Annotated in this window: 11 protein-coding genes; 6 read left to right on the top strand and 5 right to left on the bottom strand. The window is 65.3% G+C overall.

Annotated features, from left to right (window positions below; all coding sequences use genetic code 11):
• Positions 1 to 107 precede the first annotated feature (107 nt).
• Positions 108 to 1,121 (bottom strand): LacI family DNA-binding transcriptional regulator, encoded by a 1,014-nt coding sequence (locus ACMGDH_RS03905; RefSeq protein ID WP_436826600.1) that lies wholly within the window; start codon positions 1,119 to 1,121, stop codon positions 108 to 110.
• Positions 1,122 to 1,177: 56 nt separating this feature from the next.
• Here ACMGDH_RS03905 and ACMGDH_RS03900 point away from each other — a divergent pair, with 56 nt between their 5' ends.
• The 3 genes from ACMGDH_RS03900 (at position 1,178) to ACMGDH_RS03890 (ending at position 8,696) form a co-directional block, all read left to right on the top strand.
• A complete protein-coding gene (locus tag ACMGDH_RS03900) occupies positions 1,178 to 2,686 on the top strand; it encodes an MFS transporter (RefSeq protein ID WP_436826599.1) in 1,509 nt (502 codons plus the stop codon).
• A gap of 518 nt (positions 2,687 to 3,204) precedes the next feature.
• Positions 3,205 to 6,564, top strand: coding sequence for a TonB-dependent receptor (locus ACMGDH_RS03895; protein ID WP_436826598.1), 3,360 nt, complete (start codon positions 3,205 to 3,207; stop codon positions 6,562 to 6,564).
• A gap of 110 nt (positions 6,565 to 6,674) precedes the next feature.
• Positions 6,675 to 8,696: a glycoside hydrolase family 97 protein gene (locus tag ACMGDH_RS03890; RefSeq protein ID WP_436826597.1), complete on the top strand. Its 2,022-nt coding sequence runs from the start codon at positions 6,675 to 6,677 to the stop codon at positions 8,694 to 8,696.
• A gap of 343 nt (positions 8,697 to 9,039) precedes the next feature.
• On the opposite strand, the gene ACMGDH_RS03885 is transcribed toward ACMGDH_RS03890, so the two are convergent.
• Both ACMGDH_RS03885 and ACMGDH_RS03880 read right to left on the bottom strand, forming a co-directional pair.
• Complete coding sequence (locus tag ACMGDH_RS03885) at positions 9,040 to 9,417, bottom strand: hypothetical protein (RefSeq protein WP_436826596.1); 378 nt, start codon at positions 9,415 to 9,417, stop codon at positions 9,040 to 9,042.
• Positions 9,418 to 9,513: 96 nt separating this feature from the next.
• Positions 9,514 to 9,921: a hypothetical protein gene (locus tag ACMGDH_RS03880; protein WP_436826595.1), complete on the bottom strand. Its 408-nt coding sequence runs from the start codon at positions 9,919 to 9,921 to the stop codon at positions 9,514 to 9,516.
• A gap of 453 nt (positions 9,922 to 10,374) precedes the next feature.
• Here ACMGDH_RS03880 and ACMGDH_RS03875 point away from each other — a divergent pair, with 453 nt between their 5' ends.
• Positions 10,375 to 10,611 carry an SPFH domain-containing protein gene (locus ACMGDH_RS03875; protein WP_436826594.1) on the top strand — a complete coding sequence of 79 codons (237 nt, stop codon included), beginning with the start codon at positions 10,375 to 10,377 and terminating at the stop codon, positions 10,609 to 10,611.
• Positions 10,612 to 10,857: 246 nt separating this feature from the next.
• Here ACMGDH_RS03875 and ACMGDH_RS03870 read toward each other — a convergent pair whose 3' ends face one another.
• Positions 10,858 to 14,490: a hypothetical protein gene (locus ACMGDH_RS03870; protein ID WP_436826593.1), complete on the bottom strand. Its 3,633-nt coding sequence runs from the start codon at positions 14,488 to 14,490 to the stop codon at positions 10,858 to 10,860.
• Positions 14,487 to 23,000, bottom strand: a complete 8,514-nt coding sequence (locus ACMGDH_RS03865; RefSeq protein ID WP_436826592.1) for an SdrD B-like domain-containing protein — start codon at positions 22,998 to 23,000, stop codon at positions 14,487 to 14,489. Before ACMGDH_RS03865 ends, ACMGDH_RS03870 begins: the two co-directional genes overlap by 4 nt.
• A gap of 241 nt (positions 23,001 to 23,241) precedes the next feature.
• Here ACMGDH_RS03865 and ACMGDH_RS03860 point away from each other — a divergent pair, with 241 nt between their 5' ends.
• Both ACMGDH_RS03860 and ACMGDH_RS03855 read left to right on the top strand, forming a co-directional pair.
• Positions 23,242 to 23,928 carry a response regulator transcription factor gene (locus ACMGDH_RS03860; protein ID WP_436826591.1) on the top strand — a complete coding sequence of 229 codons (687 nt, stop codon included), beginning with the start codon at positions 23,242 to 23,244 and terminating at the stop codon, positions 23,926 to 23,928.
• A gap of 9 nt (positions 23,929 to 23,937) precedes the next feature.
• On the top strand, positions 23,938 to 25,266 hold the full coding sequence (locus ACMGDH_RS03855; RefSeq protein ID WP_436826590.1) for a FecR family protein: 1,329 nt from the start codon (positions 23,938 to 23,940) through the stop codon (positions 25,264 to 25,266).
• Position 25,267: the final 1 nt, after the last annotated feature.

Below are 25,267 nucleotides of genomic sequence, written 5' to 3'. Positions count from 1 at the left end.
CGCTTTGGTGTTGGGAGTCGTCTAGCAAAGGCCAGGCTCGGAAGGAGTTGCGCGACACCATCCCGGCTTCGCTGGAGAGTTTTTTTTCGAGGAAGCTGCGCACCACGTCATGCGCCGCAGGACTCGCGGACGATCAGATCGGTGGGCAGGCGCTCTGACGGGTGATCGTCGGCTGCATCGAGAATGCGCGCGACCAGCTTGCGTCCGGCCGCCTGTGTGTCCTGGCGGATGGTGGTGAGCGCTGGCGTGCTTAGTCGTGCGAGCAGCATGTCGTCATAGCCCACCACCGAAACGTCACGCGGCACCGAGAGGCCGGCCTGGCGCAGTGCTCGGATCGCGCCGAGCGCGATCAGGTCACTCGAGGCGATGATCCCGTCGAACGCCATTCGCTTGCGAAGAAGCCTGCTGACCGCGGTCTCGGCCGATTCATATTCGAACTCCACCGGCACCACGAGCTTGGGATCGGCCTCGATCCCGCTTTCGCGCAGCCCCTCCAGATAGCCGCGGCGGCGCTGCATCGCCTCAGGGTCGCTGCCGCCGAGGAACAGAATGTTGCGCCGCCCGAGCCGGACGAGGTGCAGTGTCGCGCGGCGTCCGCCGAGCAGATTGTCCGAGCCGATCGTGCAATAGCGCTGGCCCGGCATCTGCGCGCCCCAGACGACGAAGCGCGCGCTGGTCTCCGCGAGCCGATTGAGCGCTTCGTGGAGCATGCTCTGGCCAAGGAAGATCACTCCGCTCGCGCGGCTGGTGGTGGCGGCCGAGACGACGTCCTCATAAGTGACGGGCGCGGTGTGGCTCACGGTGAAGTCGCAGTCGCGGGCGCGCGCGGCCTCGCCGATGCTCGCGAGCAGCTCGAGGAAGAAGGGATGCGAGAGCGGCACCGGCCGCCCCTTGATGTGCGGCAGCACGACTGCGATCGAGCCCTCCGCCCCGATCGGCGCGGCCGGCATATAGGCGCGGAACGGATAGTCGTGATCGCGCGCGAGCGCCCAGATCTTCTGCTTGGTGCGCGTGCTGATCAGCGGGTGATCGTTGAGCGCGCGCGAGACGGTGGAGACCGACACCCCGGCCAGCCGCGCGAGGTCCTGCAGCGTGGTATTGCTGTTGCTAGTGCTGCCCATAAGCCTCAAGCTGGTTGGCCGCGAAGCGGCGGTGTTAGCGCATCGAAGGGGGGGACTTGCAAGCGAAGCGAACGGCGCGGGACCGGCCGCGGCTCACGCGCTTCCAGATCTGGAACATGTGCGTGGGCCTGTTCGGCGTGCAGATCGTCTGGGGGCTGCAGAACGTCAACACCAGCCGCATCTTCCAGACGCTGGGCGCGGACGTGGGCGAGTTGGCGATCCTGTGGATCGCGGGGCCGGCCGCCGGACTGCTGGTCCAGCCGATCATCGGCCATCTGAGCGACCGCACCCGCGGTCGATGGGGGCGGCGGCGCCCCTATATCTTCGCAGGTGCGATGCTCGCGGCGATCGCGCTCTTCGCGATGCCCAATGCCGGCGCGCTGTGGACCGCGAGCCTGATGCTGTGGCTGCTCACTGCCTCGATCAACATCGCGATGGAGCCGTTCCGCGCGCTGGTTGCCGATACGCTGCCCGAGGAGCAGCGGACCACCGGCTTCGCGATGCAGGTGTTCTTCATCGGCGCGGGCGCGGTGTTCGCATCGGCGCTGCCGTTCGCGCTCACCCAGTGGCTCGGCTTCAGCGGCCACGGAACGGCGGGGGCGCTGCCGCCGTCGGTGCGCATGGCCTTCTACATCGGGGCGATATGCCTGATCGCGGCGGTGGCCTGGACCGTGTTCACCACGCCCGAGCGGCCCCCTGCCCCGATCGAGCAGCATGAGGACGTGCACGAGGTGCCGAGCGCGCGCGGTGCGGCGCTGCTCACGCGCCAGGGGCTCGCCTGGGTGGCGGGCGGCGGCGCGCTGGCTGCCTTTGCGGCGAACGCGGGCTGGGAGCGCGAGATCCATGTCGTCGCGGGGCTCGCGCTGCTGTTCGGCGCGGCGCAGCTCACTTCGGTGTGGCTGCGGCGGCGCGGGCGGACGCGGCTGGGCATGTTCGAGATCGTCGAGGACATGCTCCACATGCCGCGCGTGCTGCGGCGCTTGGCAGTGGTGCAGTTCTTCACGTGGTTCGGGCTGTTCGCGATGTGGATCTACACGGTGCCCGCGGTGGCCGCTCGCCATTACGGCACCGCCGACGCTGCTTCCGCCGGCTACAATGCCGCGGCGGATTGGGTGGGGGTGTTGTTCGCCGGGTATAACGGCGTCGCGGCAATCGTGGCGCTGCTGCTGCCGGCGGTTGCGACGCGGCTGGGGCGGCGCTGGACTCACGCGCTCTGCCTGCTGACCGGCGCCGCGGGACTCACCGGCTTTCTCGCGATCCACGATCCGCATTGGCTGTGGCTGCCGGCGCTCGGCATCGGCGTCGCCTGGGCGTCGATCCTGTCGATGCCCTATGCCATGCTCGCGAGCGGCGTGCCGCCGCACAAGACCGGCGTGTTCATGGGCATCCACAACATGTTCCTGGTGCTGCCGCAGCTGGTCGCCGCGACGGTGCTCGGTCCGCTGATCGGCCGCGGATTCGGCGGCGAGGCGATCTGGGCGCTGGTGCTCGCCGGCGGCTCGCTCGCGCTGGCGGCGGCCTTCACCCTCGCTATCCCGCTGCGCGCGGACCTGCGCACCGGCTGAACCGGCCGCTCGATATCCGGAATCCTGTGCAGAACGTGCTCGCATTATGCAAAAGTTGCATAAATTCCGGGCTATCGCAAACGGAATGTTGCTCCCGTGCAACAGGGAGATCGCGTGTTAGCGATCTCAATTCAACAATATTTTGTTATATTACCGATATTTGTTAATCTCTCGCGTAGCACTCGCGTCAGAGCCTAGTTCTTGCTTGCTGCGTGCAAAGCATCATGCAATTTTACGCAAATCGAAGCCCTGCGTTGCAGAGTCGCATTTCCGTGCGGCCGGCAAAAGAGGCTCGATCACGATGCGGCGACGCCAAGTGGTGCGCTGCTGGAGAGGAGGGCAGACAGGGCGAAGGCGCGGCGAAAGCGGATTCCAGAGGCTATCTCAGCGACGCGGAGCGCGGCTGCGCTTCCGGAATCCAATGCGTCTTGCGCTTCTCCGAACAGGTGACGGGCCGCAAAGCCCAAGGAATGCGAACACGGTCCCGAAAACGGGGCGGAAAAGACGGGGAGGTCTTGATGAGGAAGATGAATTTGACGGCCGGCGTATCGCTGGCGGCAGTGGCGCTGATGGGGCTAACCGGCACCGCGCATGCGCAGGACGACTCGCCGGCGCCGCAGGAGCAGGCATCCGCCCAGGACGAGCCGCCTGCCGACGAAGTTCTGGTGGTCGGCGTCCGCCGGGCGCTCGCCACCGCGCAGGACCGCAAGCGCGATGCCGACACCGTGGTCGATTCGATCACCGCCACCGACATCGGCGCATTCCCCGACAATTCGGTCTCCGGCGCGCTGGCTCGCGTGCCCGGCGTCACCGTGTCTCGGCTCCAGTCCTCGGACGATTCGACCCACCCGTCGGGCGAACCCACGAGCGTGCTGATCCGCGGCCTCACCTGGGTCCGCACCGAGTTCAACGGGCGCGAGAGCTTCTCGGCGGATTCCTACCGTGGGCTCAATTTCAACGACATCTCGCCCGAGCTGATGGCGGGAGTCGACGCCTACAAGAACCAGACCGCCGACATGATCGAAGGCGGCATCGCCGGCACCGTCAACTTGCGCACGCGCCTGCCCTTCGACGCCGACGGGCTGGTCGTGGCGGGCACGGCCAAGGCAGTCTATGGCCACCGTTCGGACAAATGGACCGGCGAGTTCTCCGGCCTGATCAGCTATTCGGCCGACACCAACATCGGCAGGTTCGGCATCCTCGCCAACTATGCCCGCAGCCATGTCGTCACGCGAACCGAAAGCGTGATCATGGACAAGATCGACACCTATTGCTCGGCAGGCGCGACCAACCCGGACGGAAGCGGCATCGTCAATTCGGACGGAAGCGTCGCCTGCACCGGCAATCCGTTCGGCGGCACCGGCTGGGCGTTTGCGCCCGACGGCATCCGCTATTCGCAGGTCGATTACGACCGCACGCGCCAAGGCATCGCCGTGGCCGCGCAGTACGAGGATCCGACCGGCGCATTCCGCGCGACCTTCCAGTTCATGGACTCGCGCTACGACAACGCCTGGCTGGAACGCGCCTCGCATGTGGTGCTCGAGGGCAATTACTTCGGTCAGCCAGCCTTCCGCCCCCGCGCGACGACAGTGCTCGGGCCGGCCCCCGGCGGCTCGGCATTCGTGTTCGGTCCTGACGGCATGCTCCAGTCGGGCACGCTCACCCAGGGCCACGGCAGCTGGCGGGGAAGCTGGAGCAGCCTGCAGGAGGCGATCGACACCGGATCGGCGGTGCCCGGCCTGCCCTTCGTCAACTATTGCGGCGCGGGGGCATCCTGCTCGACGCTTCAGGACGGGCTCTATTTCCAGAACGAAGCGCGCAACTTCGACCATAGCGAAGGCACGCGCGACTATTCGGCCAACCTCCAGTGGGAGCTGACCGACAACGCCCGCTTCACGCTCGACATGCAGCGGATCGAAGCGTTCGCGAACAACGACGACATCCTGGTCGCCAGCGGATCGATGGCGAACGTCGAGTACAGCGTGAACGACGACGGCACGCCGCACGTCACGCTGCTGCCCGGATCGAACGTTAACTATGCGGCGGGCGGAATCGCCAACCCGCACAATTACTGGATCCCGTTCATCCAGTCGCACCTCGAGGACAATGACGCCCAGGCGACCGCACTGCGCGCGGACTTCGAATATGAGTTCGACAAGGGCGGGTGGCTCGATGCGATCAAGGTCGGCGGGCGCTATTCGGACCGCAACCAGGTGGTGCGCTATTCGACCTTCAACTGGTCACCGGTCGCGCCGAACTGGAACTGCAACGGGCCGGGCTTCAACCTCGACAACACCAGCCCTGCCCCCTACCCCGCCGGCTGCGGCGCGCGGCCCAATTTCCAGGGCTATGGCGAGGGCATGTGGGAGTCGGTCTCGCTCGGCGACGGCTTCTTCAACGGCAGCGTCTACGACAACGGCCCGCTGGTCTATCTCAACCGCGACACGCTGCGGGACCGTGCCCGGCTGGTGCAGGGGCTGAGCGGCCCGACCACCGGCTCGCCGCTCAGCTGGACACCGATCTGCGATCGGCCCGATGCGACCGTGCTCGGCTGCTACCTTCCGTCCGAAGTGATGGACGTGACCGAGAAGACCAACGCCGCCTATGCGATGCTGCGCTTCGGCGGCGACCGGACGATCTTCGGCGGCGTGACGGTGCGCGGCAATCTGGGGCTGCGCTATATCCGCACCGACATCCGCAGCGAGGGCAGCGTCGGCTATCCGCCCAGCACGACGTTCAGCAACATCACGCCGTGCGGGCAGCTGCCGCCCAATTGGGTGGTCAATCCGGCCTGCTTCCTGACGCCCGAAGTGCTTGCCTTCGCAAGTGGCGGCGGCACGCCGAACGTCTACAAGGCGTCCTATGACAACTGGCTGCCGAGCTTCAACGTCCGCTTCGGGCTCGACACCAAGAACTTCATCCGCTTCGGCTATTCGAAGGCGATCTCGCGGCCGGACTTCGGGCTGCTGCGCAACTTCGTGGCGATCCAGGGCCCGATCATTGACGGCAGCGCGAGCTCGCCATATCTGATCCGCAATTCGGCGGGCGCGGTCACCGGCTACAACTTCGTGTTCCGCGCGGAATCGGGCTATCCGGCATTGAAGCCGATCACTGCCGATCAGTTCGACCTCACCTTCGAAAGCTATTGGGGGCCGAGCAGCTCGTTCACGATCGGCGGCTTCTACAAGAAGCTCAACGGCAGCATCGCTTACGGCGAGTTCGCCCGCACCTTCACCACCAACGGATCGACCCAGGACGTGCTGATGCGCGGACCGCGCAACCAGGAGGACGGCGGCGAACTGATGGGCTTCGAAGCGGCGTTCCAGACGTTCTTCGACTTCCTGCCCGGCGTGCTGAGCGGGCTCGGGACGCAGCTCAACTACACCTATGTCCACCAATCGGGGATCAACAATTCGAACCTCGTCACGCAGGGGGCGCTCGACGCGGGCGGCACCGGCGGGTTCGGCGCCGGGCTCGACGTCTCGGGCGGGCGCGGCGTGGTGATCGACTCGCACCGGCTGGCGGGCATTTCCGACCATGTGTTCAATCTGGTCGGGCTGTACGAGAAGGGTCCGCTGGCGATGCGGCTCGCGTACAACTGGCGGTCGAGCTTCCTGACCAACAATCTCGATTGCTGCATCGGCCTGCCAGTGTTCCAGAAGGCGGCGGGCTTCCTCGACGGATCGATCCGCTTCTCGCTCAACGACAATATCGAGCTGTCGGTGGAAGCATCGAACCTGCTCGATACGACCCTGGTCTACCAGCAGCAGGTCTTCGGCGACTCTTCGGCCACGCCGGGCGCGAAGCCGGTCTTCATCGACTCCAACTGGAGCAAGACCGACCGGCGCTTCCAGTTCGGTGCGCGGTTCAAATTCTGAGTCCCTTCCCTGGCGTCGCCGCGCTGGTCGGCGACGCCATTTTTTCCTGTGAGCCGAGGCTTTCGCCTCCGCCTCCGGATGCCAACATCCCTCGAGCCAGAGAGTTTTCGATGACGCTCCGCACCCTTGCCCTGCTCGCACTTCTCGGCGCTCCTGCTGGCGCGCAGGCCGCGGATCGCGAATGCGCGCAATCGCCGGCAAAGGTGATCGAAGTCTGCGTATCGGTGGCGGACGGCAAGGCGCGCTACGAAGTCAGCCGCAAGGGGGTGACGGTACTCACGCCTTCCGAGATGGGCCTGAGCTTCGCCGGAGAACAGGCGGCGCGCTACACCGGGCTTTCCAATCCGCGGCGCGCGAGCGTCGACACGCAATGGGAGCAGCCCTGGGGCGAGCAGAGGCTGGTCCGCGACAACCACAACGAGCTGACCGTCACGCTGACCGGCGACACTGCACTCAACAAAACAGTCGAAGTCATCTTCCGGGTTTTCGACGACGGGCTGGGCTTTCGCTATGCCTATGGCGCGATCCCGGCGGGGCAGCCGGTCGCGGTGACCGCCGACCGCACCCAGTTCGCGCTGACGGGCCCCTATCAGGCCTGGTGGTACCAGGGGCTGGGCCAGGAGCGCGACGAATATCTCTACACCCAGACCGACGCGCGGCGGATCACGCTTGCCGAGACGCCGCTGACGATGAAGGGGGCGAATGGGCTTTATCTCTCATTCCACGAGGCGGCGCTGGTCGATTTCCCGTCGATGCTGCTGCAGGGCAACGGCAGCGGCACGCTCACCGCTTGGCTGATGCCTTGGCCCGACGGCGTGCTCGCGAAGAAGACCGGACCGTTCACCACCCCCTGGCGCACGCTGCTGATCGGCGAGAGCGCGGGGGCGCTCGCGGACAGCCGGATCGAGCTCAACCTCAATGCGCCGAGCAAGCTTCCCGACATCAAAAGCTGGTTTGAGCCGGGCAAATATGTCGGCGTCTGGTGGGAGATGCACCTCAACAAGACGACCTGGGGCAGCGGCCGCGCGCACGGCGCCACCACCGCCAACGTGCGGCAGTACATCGACTTCGCCGCCAAATACGGTTTCGACGGCGTGCTGGTGGAGGGCTGGAACCAGGGCTGGGACGGCGACTGGGTCGCCAATGGCGACAAGTTCAGCTTCACCCGGTCCTATCCCGATTTCGATCTTCCAGGCCTGACCGCCTATGGCCGGTCCAAGGGCGTCAAGCTGATCGGGCACCACGAAACCGCGGGCGCGGTGGTCAATTACGAGAACCAGCTCGAAGCGGCGATGAAGCTCTACCAGAGCGTCGGCGTCTCCGCGGTGAAGACAGGCTATGTCCGCCACAGCGGGACGATCGTCGATCGCGACGGCGGGCTCCAGTGGTTCGCGGGCCAATATATGGTCGATCACCACCTGAAGGTGGTCGAGACCGCCGCGCGGCACCGGATCGCGATCAACACGCACGAGCCGGTGAAGGACACCGGGCTACGCCGGACCTGGCCCAACTGGATCAGCCGCGAAGGCGCGCGCGGGCAGGAGTTCAACGCCTGGGGCAACCCCACCAACCCGCCCGAGCATGTCGCGATCCTGCCCTTCACGCGGATGCTCGCAGGACCGATGGACTATACGCCGGGCATCTTCGGTCTGGTGCACGGGCAGGAGGCGCTGAGCCGGCGCGTGCAATCGACGCTCGCCACGCAGCTTGCGCTGTACGTGGTGCTCTACAGTCCGATCCACATGGCCGCCGACCTGCCCGAGAATTACGAGGCGCGGCTCGATGCTTTCCAGTTCATCCGCGACGTGCCGACGGACTGGGAAGTCTCGAGGACGCTGGCCGCGGAGATAGGCGACTACGTCGTCGTCGCCCGCCAGCCGCGTGGCGGCAAGAACTGGTTCCTGGGCGCGGTCACCGACGAGAATGCCCGTAGGCTCACGCAGAAGCTGGACTTCCTGGCACCGGGCAGGCGCTATGAAGCGCAGATCTACCGCGACGGGCCGGGTGCCGACTATCGGACGAACCCGACCAGCCATGAGATTGTCAGGCAGGTGGTTACGGGTGCCGATATGCTGACGCTGGACCTAGCGCCCGGTGGCGGGACCGCGATCCGCTTCAGGGCGCTCAACTGAGGTACGGTCGGCGAGTCAGTACGAGCGCCATAATCGCGATCGCGAGACGACTTCGGGTGCTATGCCCCGTGTTCGCCCGAACTTGCCTGAGCATTCCTCCAGGCCGAGGCTGGGATAGACGGCATACTGATACTGTCGGAAAGAAGTTCATAAGTGTGTGCGAAGTTGATATGAAGTGGGAGTGGCCGGAAGCAGCCGATCATTGCGCCGCCTCATGAACATCCGCTCTCTGCCTTCGGTGCCACAAAGCCCCATTCAGCAATCGGTCCAAAAGCTGATCGGTTTAGGCGGCCTACCGCCATTGGCATAATAGACGTTTCCGTAGCGGGAGCTGAGATCGACATCACCGATGATCGTGCCAGCATTGGCGACGGCTCCCCCGGCGCGAATGGCGATCCCATTGCCGCCGCTGATTGTGCCGCCGGTGAGATTGGTGATGCGGCCGCGTTGAAGGCGTCCCGCCATTGGTCGCGGTATAGGCGGCCCGAATCGTTCCCTCATTCTGCAGCGTATTGCTCATGCCGAGCTGGACGACGCCGAACGCGTTGCTGAAATAGTCGGTTATGGTGCCCGACAGGGTGCCGCGGTTCACAATCGTCAACGCCTGCGTGCTCCCCTGGCCAGTGCCGGGGACCAGGGCCGCAGCAGTGACCGTCAGCGCCGCGCGGTTGGTCGTGGCGATGTCAGCCGTCAGATCCACGGTGCCGTCGCCGGCGAGCACCAGCGGCAGCGTCTGCGGCGCGCTGGCGGTGAGCGTGAGGCGTGCGCCGCCAGTCAGTTCATAGCCGGTGGTGGCGAACGGGCCCGACCGCGCCGATCACGGCGCTTGCGTCGGCGGACACGCGGTAGCGCAGCAGGCCGCCGGGGTGGTCACCGTGCCGTTAACGCCGGCGAACTGACCCGAGCCGCTGGCCACGAGATCAGTCACTAGCGTGTCGCCGTTGCCGAGCGTCAGATTGCCGTTCAGGATGCCGCCGGCGACGGCAACGAAGGTATTTCCACTGGTGTATCCGCTGCCCGCGCCCGCGACGAAATTGACGTCACCGTTGATCGTGCCGGCGTTGAAAACCTTGCCATTGTAGATACCACCGGGGCCCGCGCCCGCCACCGCATAAGCTCCGCCGGAGACAACTCCCCCGGCGAGGTTGTTCAATACGCCGTAGTCCGACAGCCCGACCGCGGTGCCGGAGCCGATCGCGCCGATCGTGCCGCTGTTGTTCAGCACATATCCGATTACTGCTCCGTAGGTGGCACCTTCGATCCTGCCGCTGTTGATCGCGGGGGTGTTATCGGTATTTCCGGTGAGGTAGACTCCGATGCAGGAGAAGGCATGTCCAGAGTGGCCGTATCATGCGGGCAATGCAGATACTCCCAGATCGTCGTGGGTTCCCTCACTTGTTGTCGAGAGTGCGCCCAGCCCGAATGCCGCCTGTCGGCAAGAACTCAGCATCCGACATCTGGATTGCACTGAGCCTCGAAGGGCCGGTTAGAGTCATCGGCGCTCTCAAAACCGCCATTCCGCTAACGGCCCACAAGCAGCCGAGGCGACAAAACTTGCCTTATGCGATCTGCGTTGAAAACGGATCAGGGCTGCGCAAATCTGAAGCAAAGATGCGCAGTTACCGGCTTTTCGCGGCTGCCGATTTGATCCTATCCTGGCCGACAAAGGGGGCGTCAAATGGGCATTTTCGACTTTCTCTCCAAGCAGTTTGTCGACGTCATCGACCAGGTCGACGAGCCTGGCGTGTTGGCGGTCCGCTATCCGATGAAGGATCGGGAGATCCAAAACGGCGCCCAGCTGACGGTGCGAAGCGGCCAGACGGCTCTTTTCTACAACGAGGGAGAACTCGCCGACGCATTCCTGCCCGGCCTCTACATGCTCAAGACGGCGAACCTGCCGGTTCTCACCCGCTGATGAACTGGGACAGCCCATGCTTCCCGAGGGGGCAAGATGCGGTGAACGGAAACGAGTTCTCCATTGCCGATACCACACGGCGGCTGGGCATGGATGAGATACTTCTGGTTCGATTGGAACGCCGAGCGCAGGGTCATCTGCCCTGCGCTCTTCCCCCTCGATCAATTGCGCGGTCAGGATCAGGCTCTCGGCTCCCAGGATGAATACCAGCAGCGTGAGGAGATGTTCGATCACGCAGGCCGAGCCTCAAAACTTGCCGATCAGGTTCACGAAGAAGCCGCGCTCGTCGTAGCTGAGATCGGTGAGGTCGTCGGAATAATCGGTAAAATTATAGCCCACACCGACCTTCACGTGATTCCCGAGGTGCCGGTAGACCCCGACCAGCGCACCCAGCCGGCTGTCGTCGGCCTCGTGGATCGAGAGCTGCCGGACCTCCGCCAGCAGATCCCACCGCGCGACCACGCGATAGTCGGCGCGCACCGCCCAGAAGGTCGCCGCGCTCGAGAACCACGGCGCGGTCTCGTCGCGCGACAGCCGGAGTTCACCGACCCGGTGAGCGACTTTGGCGCCAAGCGCGAAGCGCGGCGTCAGCTGATAGGTGCCGTCGACCGCCACGATGTGGCTGCGCTGGGCATAGTCGATGTTCAGGCCAAGCTGGTCGACCTGCCCCGGGGAGGGCAAGTCATAGAGGTAAGTGTATTTGGCGAGCAGGTTCAGCCGGTCGTTGTCGACCGGCCGGAACGCGGCCGCAGCAACCAGCTCATAATAGTCGGCATCGAGCGCACCGCCCGAGGCATCTCCTTCGGATACCGAGAGGTTCGCCTTGGCGAAGAGGCGCAGCGCATCGGTCGCCTGGAAGGTCGCCTGGTTGCGCGTGGCCCAGGTCTCGCGATCGCCGTAGATGTTGCTGCCGTCCTGGCGGAACTCGAGCGCGCTGCTCCAGCGCAGCCGCTCGCCGCCATAGTCGACGGTGCCGCCAATCACCTCGCGATCGATCCGGCGGCCGAGCGCGTCTGCGAGCGAGCCCGTCTCGTAGCGCGCTCCGAAGGTCCAACCCGGGATTGGGGTAAAATCGACACCATAAGCCTGGGTGAGCCCAGTTGGACCCGAACCATGCTCGTAGCGGCCTTCGGCAAACACCGAGACGGCGCTGCTGAAACGCCGCCGAGTGCCCGCAGTGAGACGGCCCAGCCTCCCGCTGGTGAAGGCATCGGGGTTCTCGGCGGCGAGCGCGTAGCCGAGATAGATCGAACCGCGTTCGCCCATTGCATAGTCGATCCGCGCGTCGGCGCCGAAGCCCAGATCGCCGTCGGAGACCTCAGCAGCCAGCTTCAGCCGTTCGGTGATCTGCGCGTCTCCCGCCACGCCGATCCGGTCGTTCTCGCGGCGGCCGCCTGAGCGATCGAAGGTCTTCTGGCCGAACAGCGAGAGCGCCCAGGGAATGCGGCGCTTTTGCGCCTGATCGTCCTGTGTCGGCGTTTCCGGCGCCGGGGTGCTACGATAGCCGATGCTCGCGGCGACCTCAGTGCGCGTTCCCTGGAAACCGGGATCGGCCGGATAGGGCGTATAGTTCGTCGCCTGTCCTTCCTGCTTCTCCGAGCGGACGCCGACGCTGCCGAACCAGCCGTCCGCCTTCTCATGGCGGACGCCCGCTTCAATGGCATGGCGGTTGGTGACCGTGCCGTCGGTGAGATCCGCCTTTGCCTGGATTTTGGTCCCCGGCGCTACCTCGATGTCGGCCGCGCCGCCGAACTGGTCGAGACCTTCGCCGAAGGTCAGCTCGCCCGGCCCCGAATAGCCCTGCTCGCGGCTTCGCCAATAGGCGGAGATCCTGCCGGCGCCGACTCCAATCTCGTCGAGATCGGCCGCACCCTCGACAAGATAGGCGTCGGACTGGCGGGCGACGGTGGTCAGCTGCGTGAAGTCATAGCCGCCCGTCGATGAATAGGAGACACCGTTGCCTGCCCCGTTGGACCGGGCGAACTCGGTCCGCAGATACGTCCCTGGCTTGTAGCGCAGCAGCATGTCGGCGCCGTAGAGGTCCTGCGACGCCTGATCCTCGCCCTGATGATAGCCGGTGGCGCCCACGCGCAGGTGATCGCCGATCCACTGCTGCGCCCGACCGCCGAGGGTGAGCGCGTCCGGACGCGTCAGGCCTGGCGAATATTCATAGGTCGCGACCAGCCACACCGGATTGCCGGCGAGCGACGAGTTGCGCACGAACAGATCGCTGTCGGCGGTGATCGGCAGCGCCTCGCGCAGCAGCACGCGGCCCTGGATATAGTTGATGTCGTAGTCGCGCGCCGCGATGAGTTCGCGCCGCTCGATCACGATGCCGGAATCGCGGTCACGCACTTCGACGAAGAGACGCTCCGAGCCTTGAGCCAGGTCCTGGTTGCGCAAATAATAGACCGAGCCCCCCGTGGAGGCGAAATCCTCGCGGCTGCCAATCGTGCCGGGATCTGCAGCAAAGCCGCTGATCTCGGTTCGCCGTTCCCCGCCCGCCGTACTCTCCGAATTACGCCACGATGCGAGCGCCCCGTAGAGGCCGCGCTGATACCGGATGAGCTCGGACCCGGTGAGCTGGGTATGGAAATTGCCCCACATCGCCTCGGCATTCTCGCTCTCGGCGCGCACATAGAAGCGACCGTAGGTCGGGGCATCCTCGACCGTGACGCTGTCGTCGCCATAGACCGGATAATGCCGGTCCGGATCGAGCCGGCGCAGCAGCGAGCGCGAATCCTTCTCGAGGAAACTGTCGAAGATGTCCTGCAGCGGATGCTCGCCCGTATCGGCCGAGGCGGTTATCCGCCAATCCTGCGAGATGCGCCCTTTGTAATAAAAGGCCATCCGGCCATCGATATAGTCCTTGCGCGGATCGGCCGCATCGCCCTGGAGCTCGAGCTTGGCGTCGTCGAAGCTGCGGTGGCCGGCAGTGAGGTCGGCGATCGCGACGAGGAAATGATCACCCTTGGGAAGGTTGAACGCCCGGCGGTGCTCGCGCGCCTCACCGCTTGCCGGCGCGACCCGCACGACGATATCCTTCGTGCTGCCAGACACGATCTGCTGAGACACGAAACGGCCCGTCGCATCCACAGGGATACGCATGCCGAAGGCGCTGACTCGACTCCCCGGCTCCTTCACGGTGCCGGCGACCGTCACTTCGGGGCCAGTTACTGCGATGTTGGCGGTGGTCCGCTGGTTCTCGAACAACGGCCCGTTGCGCGTGTCAGGTTCGCGCTCCTTGGGCGCGGAAGTGACAAGAAACGACTGGGGCGCCGTCTCGTCGTAGCGGCCGCCAGCGTCATAGACCCGCAGCACTACCCGATGTTGGCGCTGATCGTCGCCCGGCGTCCACATCGCCGACTCGCCAAGCGTCACGTTCACGATTGCAAGTGGCGTGCCCTCGATCGAGTCCTCGGGGCCGAAGATGCGGAGCTCGGCCTTGCGGATGAACGCCGCATAGTTGGTGAAGAGATGAAACGCGAGCGGCTGCCCCGGCGCCACTGCCGGGACCGCCGGCACGACGCTGAGCGCGGGCTTGCCGTCCAGCGCGGTCACTTTGACGTCGATCGCGTCGCTGCCGAGCGCGACATCGGTCGCGCGCTGGGCGTCCGCGCTGGTTGGCGTCTCAGCCTGACCGTCAACGCTCACCCGGAAAGCACCGGAGGCCGGGCCCTGCTCCAGGTTCGGGGCGAGTCCCCGCGTCTCGATCGAGCTGTCGTCGTGCCGCGGTCCGCACGGGCGGGCCTCGCTGCCGCAATGCCCTTCTGGCTCCTGAGCCGGCTTATAATCCTGGGCCTGGAGCGCCGTGCCGAGCGCCATGGTCGAGATGCCGAGTGACAGCAGGGCCACAGCCTTGATCGGGAACAGCTTCATTTCACGTCTCCCTGCGCAAGGGCAGCGGGAGTGGTGGTCTCCTCCTCGATCACCAGCCGGTATCGATCCCTTCTCTGCTCCCATCTCTCTTCGATTGCGTCGCGCAGCGCCGCGATCCGGCGACGGACGAGGTCCTTCTCTTCGCCGCTCGCGCCATAAGCGATGCGAAGGATCGAAGGCCGCTCCGCCAGCCTGGCAACAAGCTTGTCGACCTCTCCGAGGAAGGCTTGACCGACCTGCTCGCCCGTGAAGGCGGTGGCATTAACATCGACCCGGACAACCCGGCCGAGGGCGGCGCCGAAGTTCAGCGTGGCGAACTTGCCGCGCGTCAGACGCACCGTCTCGGGGTTGACCGTGGTCATGCGGTAACCCGTCGGCAGCGTCCGCTGGTCGAGCTTCAATATGAAGTTCGAGCCACGGTCTTCGTTCGGGATCATCGGGCAGGTGATGTGGTAGCGTCCCTGCGCATCGGTCGTGACGAGCAGGCCGCGCGCCGAGGCCAGGCGGACGCCGGGGATGCCCCGCTCGCCCTGATCCTGGACGCCGTTCATGTTCACGTCGTCGAAGGCCTTGCCCAGGATATCGGTGCAGTCGAAGTCCGGATCGGGCATGATCCTGACCGTCGCGTCGGCGACGTTCGAGACCACCGTGCCGACCAGCGGATTGACCGCATAGGCCTGGTTGACGTGCTCGCCCTCGCCGACACCTGCGCCGACCACGAGGATCAGCTTGATCGTCTTCTCTTCGGCCGCGGCGAAATTCTGCCCCGGCCAGGACAGGAGACGACCCGCCTGGACAGGCTCGGTGGGGACGCCGTTCACCGTGGCGCTGCCCTCGCGATACCGGAAGCCGGCAGGGACGCGGTCGGTGACGGTGATGCCGGTCAGCCCGCCGGCGAGCGTGTTGCGCGCCGTCACCGTGTAGGGGACCAAGCCGCCGCGCGTCACATTCACCATCGGCGTCGTCTTCGTCACCTCGATCGCGCCCTCGAGGATCGGGTCGATCGGAATGTTGTTGCTGAGGACGTTCGCCGACACGCCTGGAGTCAGCACGAAGCTCAGGAAGTAGGCCGTCGTGTCGCCCCCCGGGGCGCAGCCGCGAAGCGCGCTGGCGGGCGGTGCTCCATTATGGGCGGATACCAGCATCGGATCCGGAGCCGCGCCGACCGTCAGCGGTCCTGCGCACGGCGGGATGATCGTTGAAGGCTGGACCGGATTGTAGCTGCCGTTGGGCGGCGTGACCGCAAGCGAATAGGTGCCTGCCGGAGCGCCCGCCAACAGCAGGAACTGGTACATACCGTCGCCGCCCACGACCTGCGACACGTTTGACGTACCGCCGAGCAGGTGCAGCGCAGGATCGAAGCCCGCCGGCCCGGCGATCGCGACGATCGCGCCCGGCACCACGACGCGGCGCACCGAGTCATAGACCACCCCCGCTGGATCGAGCGGCAGCGACTGCTGTGCCACTTCCTGACCCGGCTTCAAGGTGAGGCCCGAAAGAACGCCCCCCTCGGTGCGCGCGCCGCCCGGGTTGGCCGGCGAGATCACGCCTTCGGTGATGTTGGCGCCCGTCTCGTTGGTGCGCGCACTTCCGAAGACTGCATTGTTCGCCGGGTTGCGGAAACGGACCTGATAGCCGGTGCCGGGCGCGATGCCGGTGAAGGCATAGGTGCCATCGGCACGGGTGGTGGTGGTCGCGGCCAGCTGGCCATTGAGCAGCAGCTCGACTGTCCAGTCCGCCTTCACATCCTCGCCGCTGTCGCGCGCACGGTCGTGATCGCGATCGAACCACACCGTGCCTGCAATGCGGGCACCTGCGCCGCGCTCGCCGAACAGATAGCCCGTGGCGTCCTCGTTCGCGCCGAGCGTGATGGCCGAGATGGTGTCGCCAGCCGCCGAGCCGCCGGCAGTGCCGGGGCTGTCCTTGCCGTCGTCATAACCTTCGGGCTGGGTCTCGACGATCTGATAGGTGCCGCCTGGGACGCCGGTGAAGACGTAGTTGCCGTCCTGCCCGGTGACTGCGGTGCGCGTGACCGGCTGACCATGCGCATCGGCACCGGTGAGCGTCACCGTGACTCCGACGATGACCGGCTCGTTCGGGTCGCGAACGCCGTTGTCGTTGCTGTCGTTGTAGACGCCGCCCGCGATCGATCCCACCGTCTCGCCGAAGTTGATCGGCGTGACCGGCCGTCCCACGCCCACGGTCAGCGGCACGCGGTTGCTCGGGTTCTCCGGCGCATTGCCGTAGCCGCCGGGCTGAGTCTCGACGATCAGATACTCGCCCGCCTCGACATCGGCGAAAGCATAGCCACCGTCGGGATCGGTAGTGGTGGTCGCAACGATGCTGCCATCCGGCTTCCGCAGCTCGACGGTGACGCCGGCTATGCCCGGCTCGCCGGGATCCTGAACGCCATTCTCGTTGAGGTCGACGTAAACGACGCCGCCCTGGCCTTGGCCGAGCTCGCCGAAGACATAGTCGGTCGCGTCGAGGCCCGGCGCGAGCGCAATCGCCGTGATCGCGTCGGCGCCGACGGTTCCGCCCGATGTGCCGGCGGTCTCGCTGCCGTCGCCGAAACCGGCGGGCTGCGTCTCCGCGACTGCATAAGTGCCGCCAAGCACGTTCTCGAAGCGGTAGTTGCCGCTTGCATCCGTCGTCAGCGTCCGGTCGACCGTGACGCCTGCACCATCGGTGCCGGTGAGACGCACGGTAACGCCTTCGATACCGCGCTCGCCGGGCTGGCGGATGCCGTCATTGTTGCTGTCGACGAAGACCGAGCCTGCCAGGGACGAGTCGGTCTCGCCGAAGTCGATTTCCTGATTTTGCCCGGCGGTGACGTTGATCGACTGGCTGTTCGGCGTGGAGGAGCCATAGCCGCCCGGCTGAGTTTCCTCGACGGTGTAGGTCCCGGCAGGCAGGTTCTCGAAGCGATAGCTGCCATCGGGAACGGTTGTAGCCGTTCCCGCCACGCTGCCATCCTGACGGCGAAGCGTGATGGTGACGCCGGGAATTCCCTGTTCGTTGTCGTCGACGCCGTCGCGTTCGGGATCGAGATAGACGCGGCCGGAGATGGTGATCGCACGCTCGCCGAAGTCGTAGCCCGTGCCGTCCTGCCCATTGCCGAGCGGAATCGCGACGATGCGATTGGTGGCGGGAGCGGCGCCGAAGCTGCCGTTGTCGACGGAGCCTGCGGGCGTGCCTGCCGATTCGCGGCCGTCGGCATAAAGCGAAGGCTGGGCCTCGGTGAGCGTGTAGTTGCCCCCGGGCAATGCATCGAAGCGATAGCTGCCGTCCGCAGCTGTCGTGGTGGTGCAAGTCATTGCCGGATCAAGCGCGGCACGCAGCACGCAAATGTCCTGCCCGCCCGCGGTGGTCCCGGAGAGCGTGACTTCGATTCCCGCCAGCACGGTTTCGCCGGGCTGACGGACACCATCGTCGTTGCCGTCGACATAGGCAGCGCCCGAAAGCGAGCCGCCGCGTTCGCCGAAAGCGTTGTTGAGGCCGAGGTCGCCCGCATTGAGGACAATGCCGGTGATGACATCGTTTCCTGCGGCGCCGCGCGGGTCGCCTGCGACGTCGCCCGCGGCATCAAGGCCGTCCGCGAAGACGTTGAGCGGCGCGCTGGCCTGAGCCTGTTCCCGCAGCGTGTAACCAGCAGGCGACGAACCCGGAACGTTGGAGAAGAGATAGTTGCCGGTCACGTCGGTAGTCGCGGTGCAATCCGCGATCAGCGTGCAGACATCCTGGCCGCCCGCAGTCTGGCCCGAGAGCGTGATGGTCACGCCTGCGATGCCGGGCTCCCCGTTGTCGCGCGCGCCATTGTTGTTGCGATCGACATAGACATAGCCTCCCAGGCCCTCGCCCGTGGCCCCGAAGTCGTAGTTCGAGGCGATGGTGCCGGCGGCGACCACGATGTTGCTGACGACCGTGTTGCCGGCGCCCGGAACCGGCGTGTTCGCGCCCGAAGTACCGCCCGCAGTGCCACTGGCGGTGCCGATGAACGCACCCGTATGGGTGAGGCCAGGCGGCGGCGTTTCGGTGAGCGTATAGGTGCCGGGACGCAGCACGCGGCAGGCCGGGTTGGGATCGGTATCGAGCGGGAAACCATATTCGCCGCTCGCGGTCGTGGTCACCGAGCAGTCGACTGTCTGACCCACGTCGTTGGTGCCGGTGAGGCGCAGGAGCGCGCCGGCCAGATAGCTGATCTCGGTCGGATCCCGCACGGCGTCCTGATCCGGATCGAAGAAGATCCGTCCCGACAGCGTCGAGCTCGGAATCTCGCCGAAATCGCGATTGGTCAGTGCCGCTGCCGGCGCAAGGACGCCGGCGCGAATGTCCTCAGGCGCGGTACGGCCGGCCGAGTTCGCTACGGTTACGCCCGTGCCATTGCTGTCGATGCCGTCGGAGAGGCCCGTCGGCTGGACTAGCTGGGTCACCGTATAGCCGGCGGCGTCCGATGGCGCGAGGTTGGTGAAGCTGTAGCGGCCCGCGCCATCGACGATGGTGGTAAGGTTGACCGGCTGGCCGGCGTAATCGGTGCCGGTGAGACGGATCTGTGGCGTCGAAGGGAATTCGCCCGCCGGTACGCCCTGCTCGCCCGCGTCGATCACGCCATTATTGTTGGCGTCCTTGAAGACGGTGCCCTCGATCGAGCCTGCACGGATCTCTTGGAAGAGGTAGCCCGTAGCGTCGGTATCGAGCGGGAGCGTGATCGCCCCGATCGTGTTGAAGGTCGCGCCGCTGCCGACCCCCGCATTGTTGACGGTGCCGCCCGCGGCGCCGGCAGTCTCGTTGAAGTCGAGGTAGCTGCCGGGCTGGGTTTCAATGAGCGTGTAGGTGCCCGCGGGCAGACGATCGAACAGGAAGCTGCCGGTCGCGGTGGTCTGCACGCTACGGGTGACGGCATTGCCGAAATTGTCAGTGCCGGTCAGCGTGACGGTGACCGAACCGATCCCCTCGCCTGGCTGGACGCTGTTGTTGAGATTGTCGTCCGCGAACACGGTACCCGCGATCGACGACTGGGCGATCTGCGCCACCGCCGTCTTGCTGTTGTTCGCGTCGACCGGGTCGCGCGCCAACGGCTGGCCGCCGGAATCCAGTCCGGGCGCGATGCTCGCGGTGTTGGTGCGATCCGAGTCGAACGGCCCTGCATAGGGATCGGTCGCACGCGCGGAGATGCGGATAGTGACGCGATCGCCGCTCGGCGGGAAGCTTCCGTCGATGATGCAGACGACGGTCTGGGTGCCGGTGCAGGCGATGTTGCCGACAGAAGCCGCACCTTCGCTCGATACCAGGCTCGGCGTTCCGACGAGCGTGAAGCCGCTCGGCAGCGTGTCGGTGACACGGACCTGGGCAATCGGCGAGATACCGTTGTTGCGGATCACGATGTCGTAGTCGATCGGCTGGCCGATCGAGGCCGGGCTGGCCGTGACGCGCGATTTGGAGACTACCTCGAGATCGACCGAGGGAATGACCGTCGTCTGCTGGGTAGCCGTATTGTTGGCGAGCTCGGCGTCGGCTTGGTTGACGGTAGTATTGTCCTGCTCGAGCGCGACAATGTTCGCGGAGTTGGTGAAGGTCAGATTGCCGGCGGGCGCTGGGCCAGTGGGCGTGAAGCGCAGGCGGAATACGACTTCGCGTTGCTCATCGAGGTAATTGGCGGCGCTGTCGGAACCGTGGAGCCGGCACTGCACGACCGCAGCGACGGTCACACAGTTGGGAGCGGGCGGAGTGTAGCGCGTGAAATTGGCGGGCACGTCGGCCGGGTTCACGCTGAATCCGGCAAGCGCCATGCCATAGCCGGCCGGCGGCTGCGGCGTGTCGGTTACCAACACGTTGGTCGCCCGCGAGGGGCCGAAGTTGGTTACTCGAATATCGTAAACCAGCTCCTCGCCGAAGCGCCGCGGATCATATTCTGGCCCCGGCTCGAGCTTGGTGATCGCCAGATCATAGTCGGGCGCAGAGACGCTGTGGGTCACCGAGAAGCTGTTGTTGAGGTGGTTGTTGGCGCTGTCGCTCTCTTCGGTGGTGGTAGTCACCGATGCCGTGTTGGTATGCGAGATCGGGAAGCCCGTAGTCGCGCCGCCGAACGGGAAACGCGGTCGCACCGCTTGCGTGATCTGGAAGTTCTCGGTGCGGCTGAATGTGCCGAGGCTGCACGTGACCACGCCGGTGGTGGTGTTGCTGCTGCACGAAGCGGGTGAGGGCTTTGTCGTTGCGGGGGAACCGACCAGCTCGAAGCGATCCGGATCGATGGTGTCGGTTAGCGTCACCGCCTGGGCCGGATTGGCGCCCAGGTTGCGAACCGAGATCGTGTAGGTGGAAAGCACCCCGACTCGCGCCGGGTTGGGAGAGATCGACTTGCCGGTTACCGAGATGTCGGCGAGCGGCGTAATCGCATAGCTCGCCGTCGCGCTGTTGTTCGCGTTGTTGACGTCAATCGCATTCGGCGAGCTGATCGTGGCGGTGTTGTTCACCGTTCCGCTGTTCACCGGCCGGCTGATGCGGAAGACCAGTTCCTCGGTGGCGCCGGGCGCCATGTCGTCGAGAGTCCAGGTGACGCGGCCCTGCCCCGCATTATAGGCGTAGCTGCCGTTTCCGTCGTCGATCAGGGCAACCGGCGTTACGAAGCCAGTCTCATTGAGACGCGCGATATTGTCCGTGACGACCGCTGTCGCACTGGCGGTGCCGACGTTGCGGGCAACGATCCGGATATAGACGTCGTTAGCGCTCGCGGGGACAGTCAGCGCCGACGACGCCGTCCACGGGCCCGCGGGGTTCAGCGACACATATTTCTCGATCGCCAGATCCGTCTCGGTAGTCGTCGCACGTACGCCCACGCCGCCGCTGCAGTCGTTCTGCTCGGTCGGATTGTCAGCGCTGGTCGGATCGAGCGGACTCGCCGCGGAACCTGCGGTCGAGCCTGTGCAGGCGGTATTGACGATGTTCGCGTTGGCGGTCGCGCTCGCGCGCGTCAGCAGGCGTAGCGCGATGTCGGCATTCACTGCGAGCGTGCCGGTGCCCGTGGTCTGGCAGGTGATGAGCAACGCTGCCTGGCTGCAGCTCCATCCTGGTGTTGCCGCATCCACGGCTTCATAGGTTTCGTCGGCCGAGACCTGGTCCGTGACGCGAAGCGGGGCGGCCGGATTGTAGCTCAGCACCGACGGCCCATAGTTGCGCACGGTGATGTTGCTGGTGACGAGCCCATTGGCCGCGACCGGGTTCGGGCTCTTCGTCTTGCTCTGGAGACGCAAGTCGGCGAACACCGGAACCACGCGATAGGTCTGGCTTGCGCTGTTGTTCGCGAGAACCGGATCGGCACCGCCCGCCGGCAGCGCGATCGTGGCTGTGTTGGTCTGAGTGCCGGTCCCTGGGGTCAGCGTCGTGGCGGTCACTGGAATCGCGAAGTTGCGCGATTGTCCCGCCGTGAGCGTGCCGCCGCTGCAGGTCACGGTCTGTCCTGCGACCGAACAGCCGGAGGGAAGCGGCGAGCCGATGGTGAAATAGCTGCCGATCGTGTCGCTGATCGTGGCCCCGCTGATACTGCGCGGACCGTCGTTGATGATGCCGATGGTAATCGTGCTGTTCGAACCCACCAGATTCTGCTGGGTCATGGTCTTGGTCGCCCGAAGGTCGCTCCCGGGCTGGATTTGAGTAACGACGGGCGGTGCAGCGTTGTTCGCCCCGTTAGGGTCAAGCACCAGCGCACTCGTCAGTGAGGCGAAGGCATTGTTGGTGATCGTGCCCGCGGTGGGCGCGACCACGCGACCGGTCACGGTCACAGGCGGTAGCGCGCCAATTACCGCCGCCCCGGTGTAGTTGCAGACGACCTGAACCCCACTCTGTGAGCAGGACCAGTTGGTACCCGATGCCGCCTGATAGACGAGGTCGGTGGCGGGAGGCAGATTGTCCGTGACCCGGATGGCGTTGGTCGCATCCGGACCATCATTGAAAACGTTCAGCGAGTAGTTGATCACGCCACCAGCCACGATCGTGCCGCCGGGCAGATTGTCGCTCTTGGTCGTGCGGAGGTTGGCGCCGATCTGGACTGCGGGCGTAACTGTAAGGCTGTTGTTCGCTGCGTTGGCGTCACCAGCAATCGCGCTCGAGATGGTCGCGACGGTGTTGGCGGACCCTATTGCGATGGCCGTGGCGGTATAATTGAAGTTGAAGTCGCCCTGCGCAAGATTGGGCAGATTGCAGGTCAGCGTCTGCGATCCTGTCGCACCGCTGACTGCGCAATAGCTCGGGAAATTCCCTGGATCGACGCGGAAGCGGCTCGACACTGCGATCGTGACCACCGCGTCGCCAACGCTTCCGGGACCATTGTTGGTCACGCGAACGGAGAACTGCGTCGTGGCGCCGTTAGGTACCGGATCCGGCGCCCACGTATACGTCGACACCTGCAGATCTGCAGCAAATGCAGGCGCAGCCGCGCACAGCGCGAGGACGACGAAAAGACGACGCAGAAATGCGTGGCTCGAGACGAGCGCGTCTACAATGATATTGGTCACGATTACCCCCGTGTGGCTCCGCCGAAACGGAACATCGACGTGAGTGCACGGTTCGCCGCAGGAAGGAAAGGCCGCGATTTTGGATTTTACTTTAGTTTACAATCACCTCCTTCCGCATGTCGCCAATCGATGGAAAACCGCGGTCAATTGTAAAGCAATGTGAATTCGACGGGGGCCGGGGTCAGCAAGCGCGAGGAGGACTGCTAGAGTCGTGACGTTATCGCAATGGCGAACGGATAAGATGCGGATCGGGATTCTCGAGGATGAGCCGGAACTCGCTACCTACCTAGCGCAGACGCTCGCCAAAGCTGGATACAGCTGCTTCGTTTTCCACAGTGGCCAGAAGATGATCAATCTTCTGACTCACGAGACGCTCGACCTTCTCTTGCTCGACTGGAACATACCGGATGTGTCCGGCCTCTCGGTGATCCGTTGGGTGAAGGAAAATCTCACCAAAGCCCCGCCGATCCTGATGCTGACGAGCCGAACCACCGAAGAGGATGTGGTAATGGCGCTTCAGGCCGGCGCCGACGACTTCGTCGTGAAACCCGTCCAGCCCGCGGTCCTGACCGCACGTATCGAAGCCATTCGTCGGCGCGCCTATCCGGAGCCCCCGCAAGGGCGGGTCGAGCAGTTCGGCGATTACCGCTTCGACAGCCGGACGGAGACGCTGACGGTCGCAGGCGAGCCCGTCCAACTGACCGCCAAGGAGTTCGCGCTGGCGCTCATGCTGTTCCGGAACATGCATCGCACCATGTCCCGCTCCTATCTCTTTGAGGCGCTATGGGGACGCAATCCCGACCTCCAGACGCGGACACTCGACTCCCACATCTCCAAGGTCCGATCCAAGCTAGGGCTGCGCTCCAGCCGAGGCTTCCGGCTTGTACCGGTCTACGCCTATGGCTATCGCTTGGAGACGATAGAATAGGCGGGGGCGATGCAGCTGCATAAGTTCTGGATTGCTGTTCTTATCGCGCTGCTTCCCGCCCATTTCACCTCCGCCGCGCCGGTTCGCGACGATCCCGTGGTCTATCACGCGAAAAAAGGCGACAATCTCTACACGCTTGCGGAGCGATATCTGGTCCGAAGGGCCGATTTCCGCGCCGTCCAGCGTCTCAACAAAATCACGGACCCTTACCGGCTGCCGGTCGGCAAGCCTTTGCTCTTCCCGAAGCCACTGCTCAGGTTCGAGCGCCTTCCCGCAAGGATCATCGCGTTCCGCGGTGCCGTTCGATTGATCCGTCAGGGACGGGAACTGCCCGCATCGCTCGGTGCAGAGGTCACAGAGGGAGATGCGCTGGCGACCTCTGGCAATTCTTTCGTGACCCTCCGTCTATCCGACGAGAGCGTGGTCGCGCTGCCGTCGCAAAGTCGCGTCGCCGTTCACCGGCTCCGTCGTTACACGCTGAATGGAAGCGTCGAGCGCTTGTTCGGACTGGTGAACGGGCGAGCGCACACGCGGGTCATCCCGATCACTGACAGAGACAAAAGTGACTTCCGCTTCTCGACGCCGGTCTCGGTTTCGGCGGTCCGAGGGACGGAATACCGCGTCACCTATGACACGGCGGCCCTACGCGGCACCACAGAGGTGCTCGAGGGAACCGTAGGCGTTGAGGGGACGGCCGTCACTCCCGAGCAAGAGCTCCGCCAGGGTTACGGCGCGCTTTCCAGCGACAAGGGCACGAGCGATCCGGTCGCGCTGCTGCCACCCCCGGCTTTGCGCAGGCCAGGGCGGGTACAGGACGAGGAGAAGCTGTTCTTCGAGCTCGAACCGCTGCCCGGTGCCAAAGCCTATCGCGTCCAGGTTGCTTACGACGCCGGTTTCCTGGATGTGCTTTCCGAGACCACCGTGTCCGGCACGGTCGCCGAGATGCCGGGAATCAGCGATGGCACATGGTTCGTCCGGGTATCGGCCATTGATGCGAATGGACTGGAGGGCTTGCCGGAAACCTTCTCGTTTCAGCGCAGGCTGAACCGGATCATGGTCGCGCTCGATCGACGGCAGATCGGTCGTTATCACGAGTATCTGTTCCGCTGGCAGGTGGCAGGCAGTGGCGAGCGCCAGTATCGCTTCGAGCTACGCCGGGCAGATCAGGAAGGGCCCTCGCTAGTCGACGAGCCAGGGCTCTCGACGCAACGCTTCGTCATCACCGACCTTCCGCCCGGCACCTATGAATGGCGTGTGCAGACGCTCCAGTTCGTCGATGGGGAGGTCTTCGCCAAATGGTCTCCGACGGAACGGCTCACTATTGCCGCTGACGAATGAG

Origin of the sequence: Sphingomonas radicis (genome assembly GCF_051400635.1) — a bacterium.
In the GTDB taxonomy this organism is placed as follows: Bacteria; Pseudomonadota; Alphaproteobacteria; order Sphingomonadales; family Sphingomonadaceae; genus Sphingomonas.
The sequence above is the reverse complement of the archived record's forward strand: the minus strand, read 5'-3'. Positions and strand labels throughout refer to the sequence as shown.

Bases quoted from the DNA above. Each gene is read 5' to 3' on its own strand.
- ACMGDH_RS03870 (WP_436826593.1), bottom strand. From the start codon at position 14,490: ATGAAGCTGTTCCCGATCAAGGCTGTGGCCCTGCTGTCACTCGGCATC.
- ACMGDH_RS03895 (WP_436826598.1), top strand. From the start codon at position 3,205: ATGAGGAAGATGAATTTGACGGCCGGCGTATCGCTGGCGGCAGTGGCG.
- ACMGDH_RS03860 (WP_436826591.1), top strand. From the start codon at position 23,242: ATGCGGATCGGGATTCTCGAGGATGAGCCGGAACTCGCTACCTACCTA.
- ACMGDH_RS03875 (WP_436826594.1), top strand. From the start codon at position 10,375: ATGGGCATTTTCGACTTTCTCTCCAAGCAGTTTGTCGACGTCATCGAC.
- ACMGDH_RS03855 (WP_436826590.1), top strand. From the start codon at position 23,938: ATGCAGCTGCATAAGTTCTGGATTGCTGTTCTTATCGCGCTGCTTCCC.
- ACMGDH_RS03905 (WP_436826600.1), bottom strand. From the start codon at position 1,121: ATGGGCAGCACTAGCAACAGCAATACCACGCTGCAGGACCTCGCGCGG.
- ACMGDH_RS03890 (WP_436826597.1), top strand. From the start codon at position 6,675: ATGACGCTCCGCACCCTTGCCCTGCTCGCACTTCTCGGCGCTCCTGCT.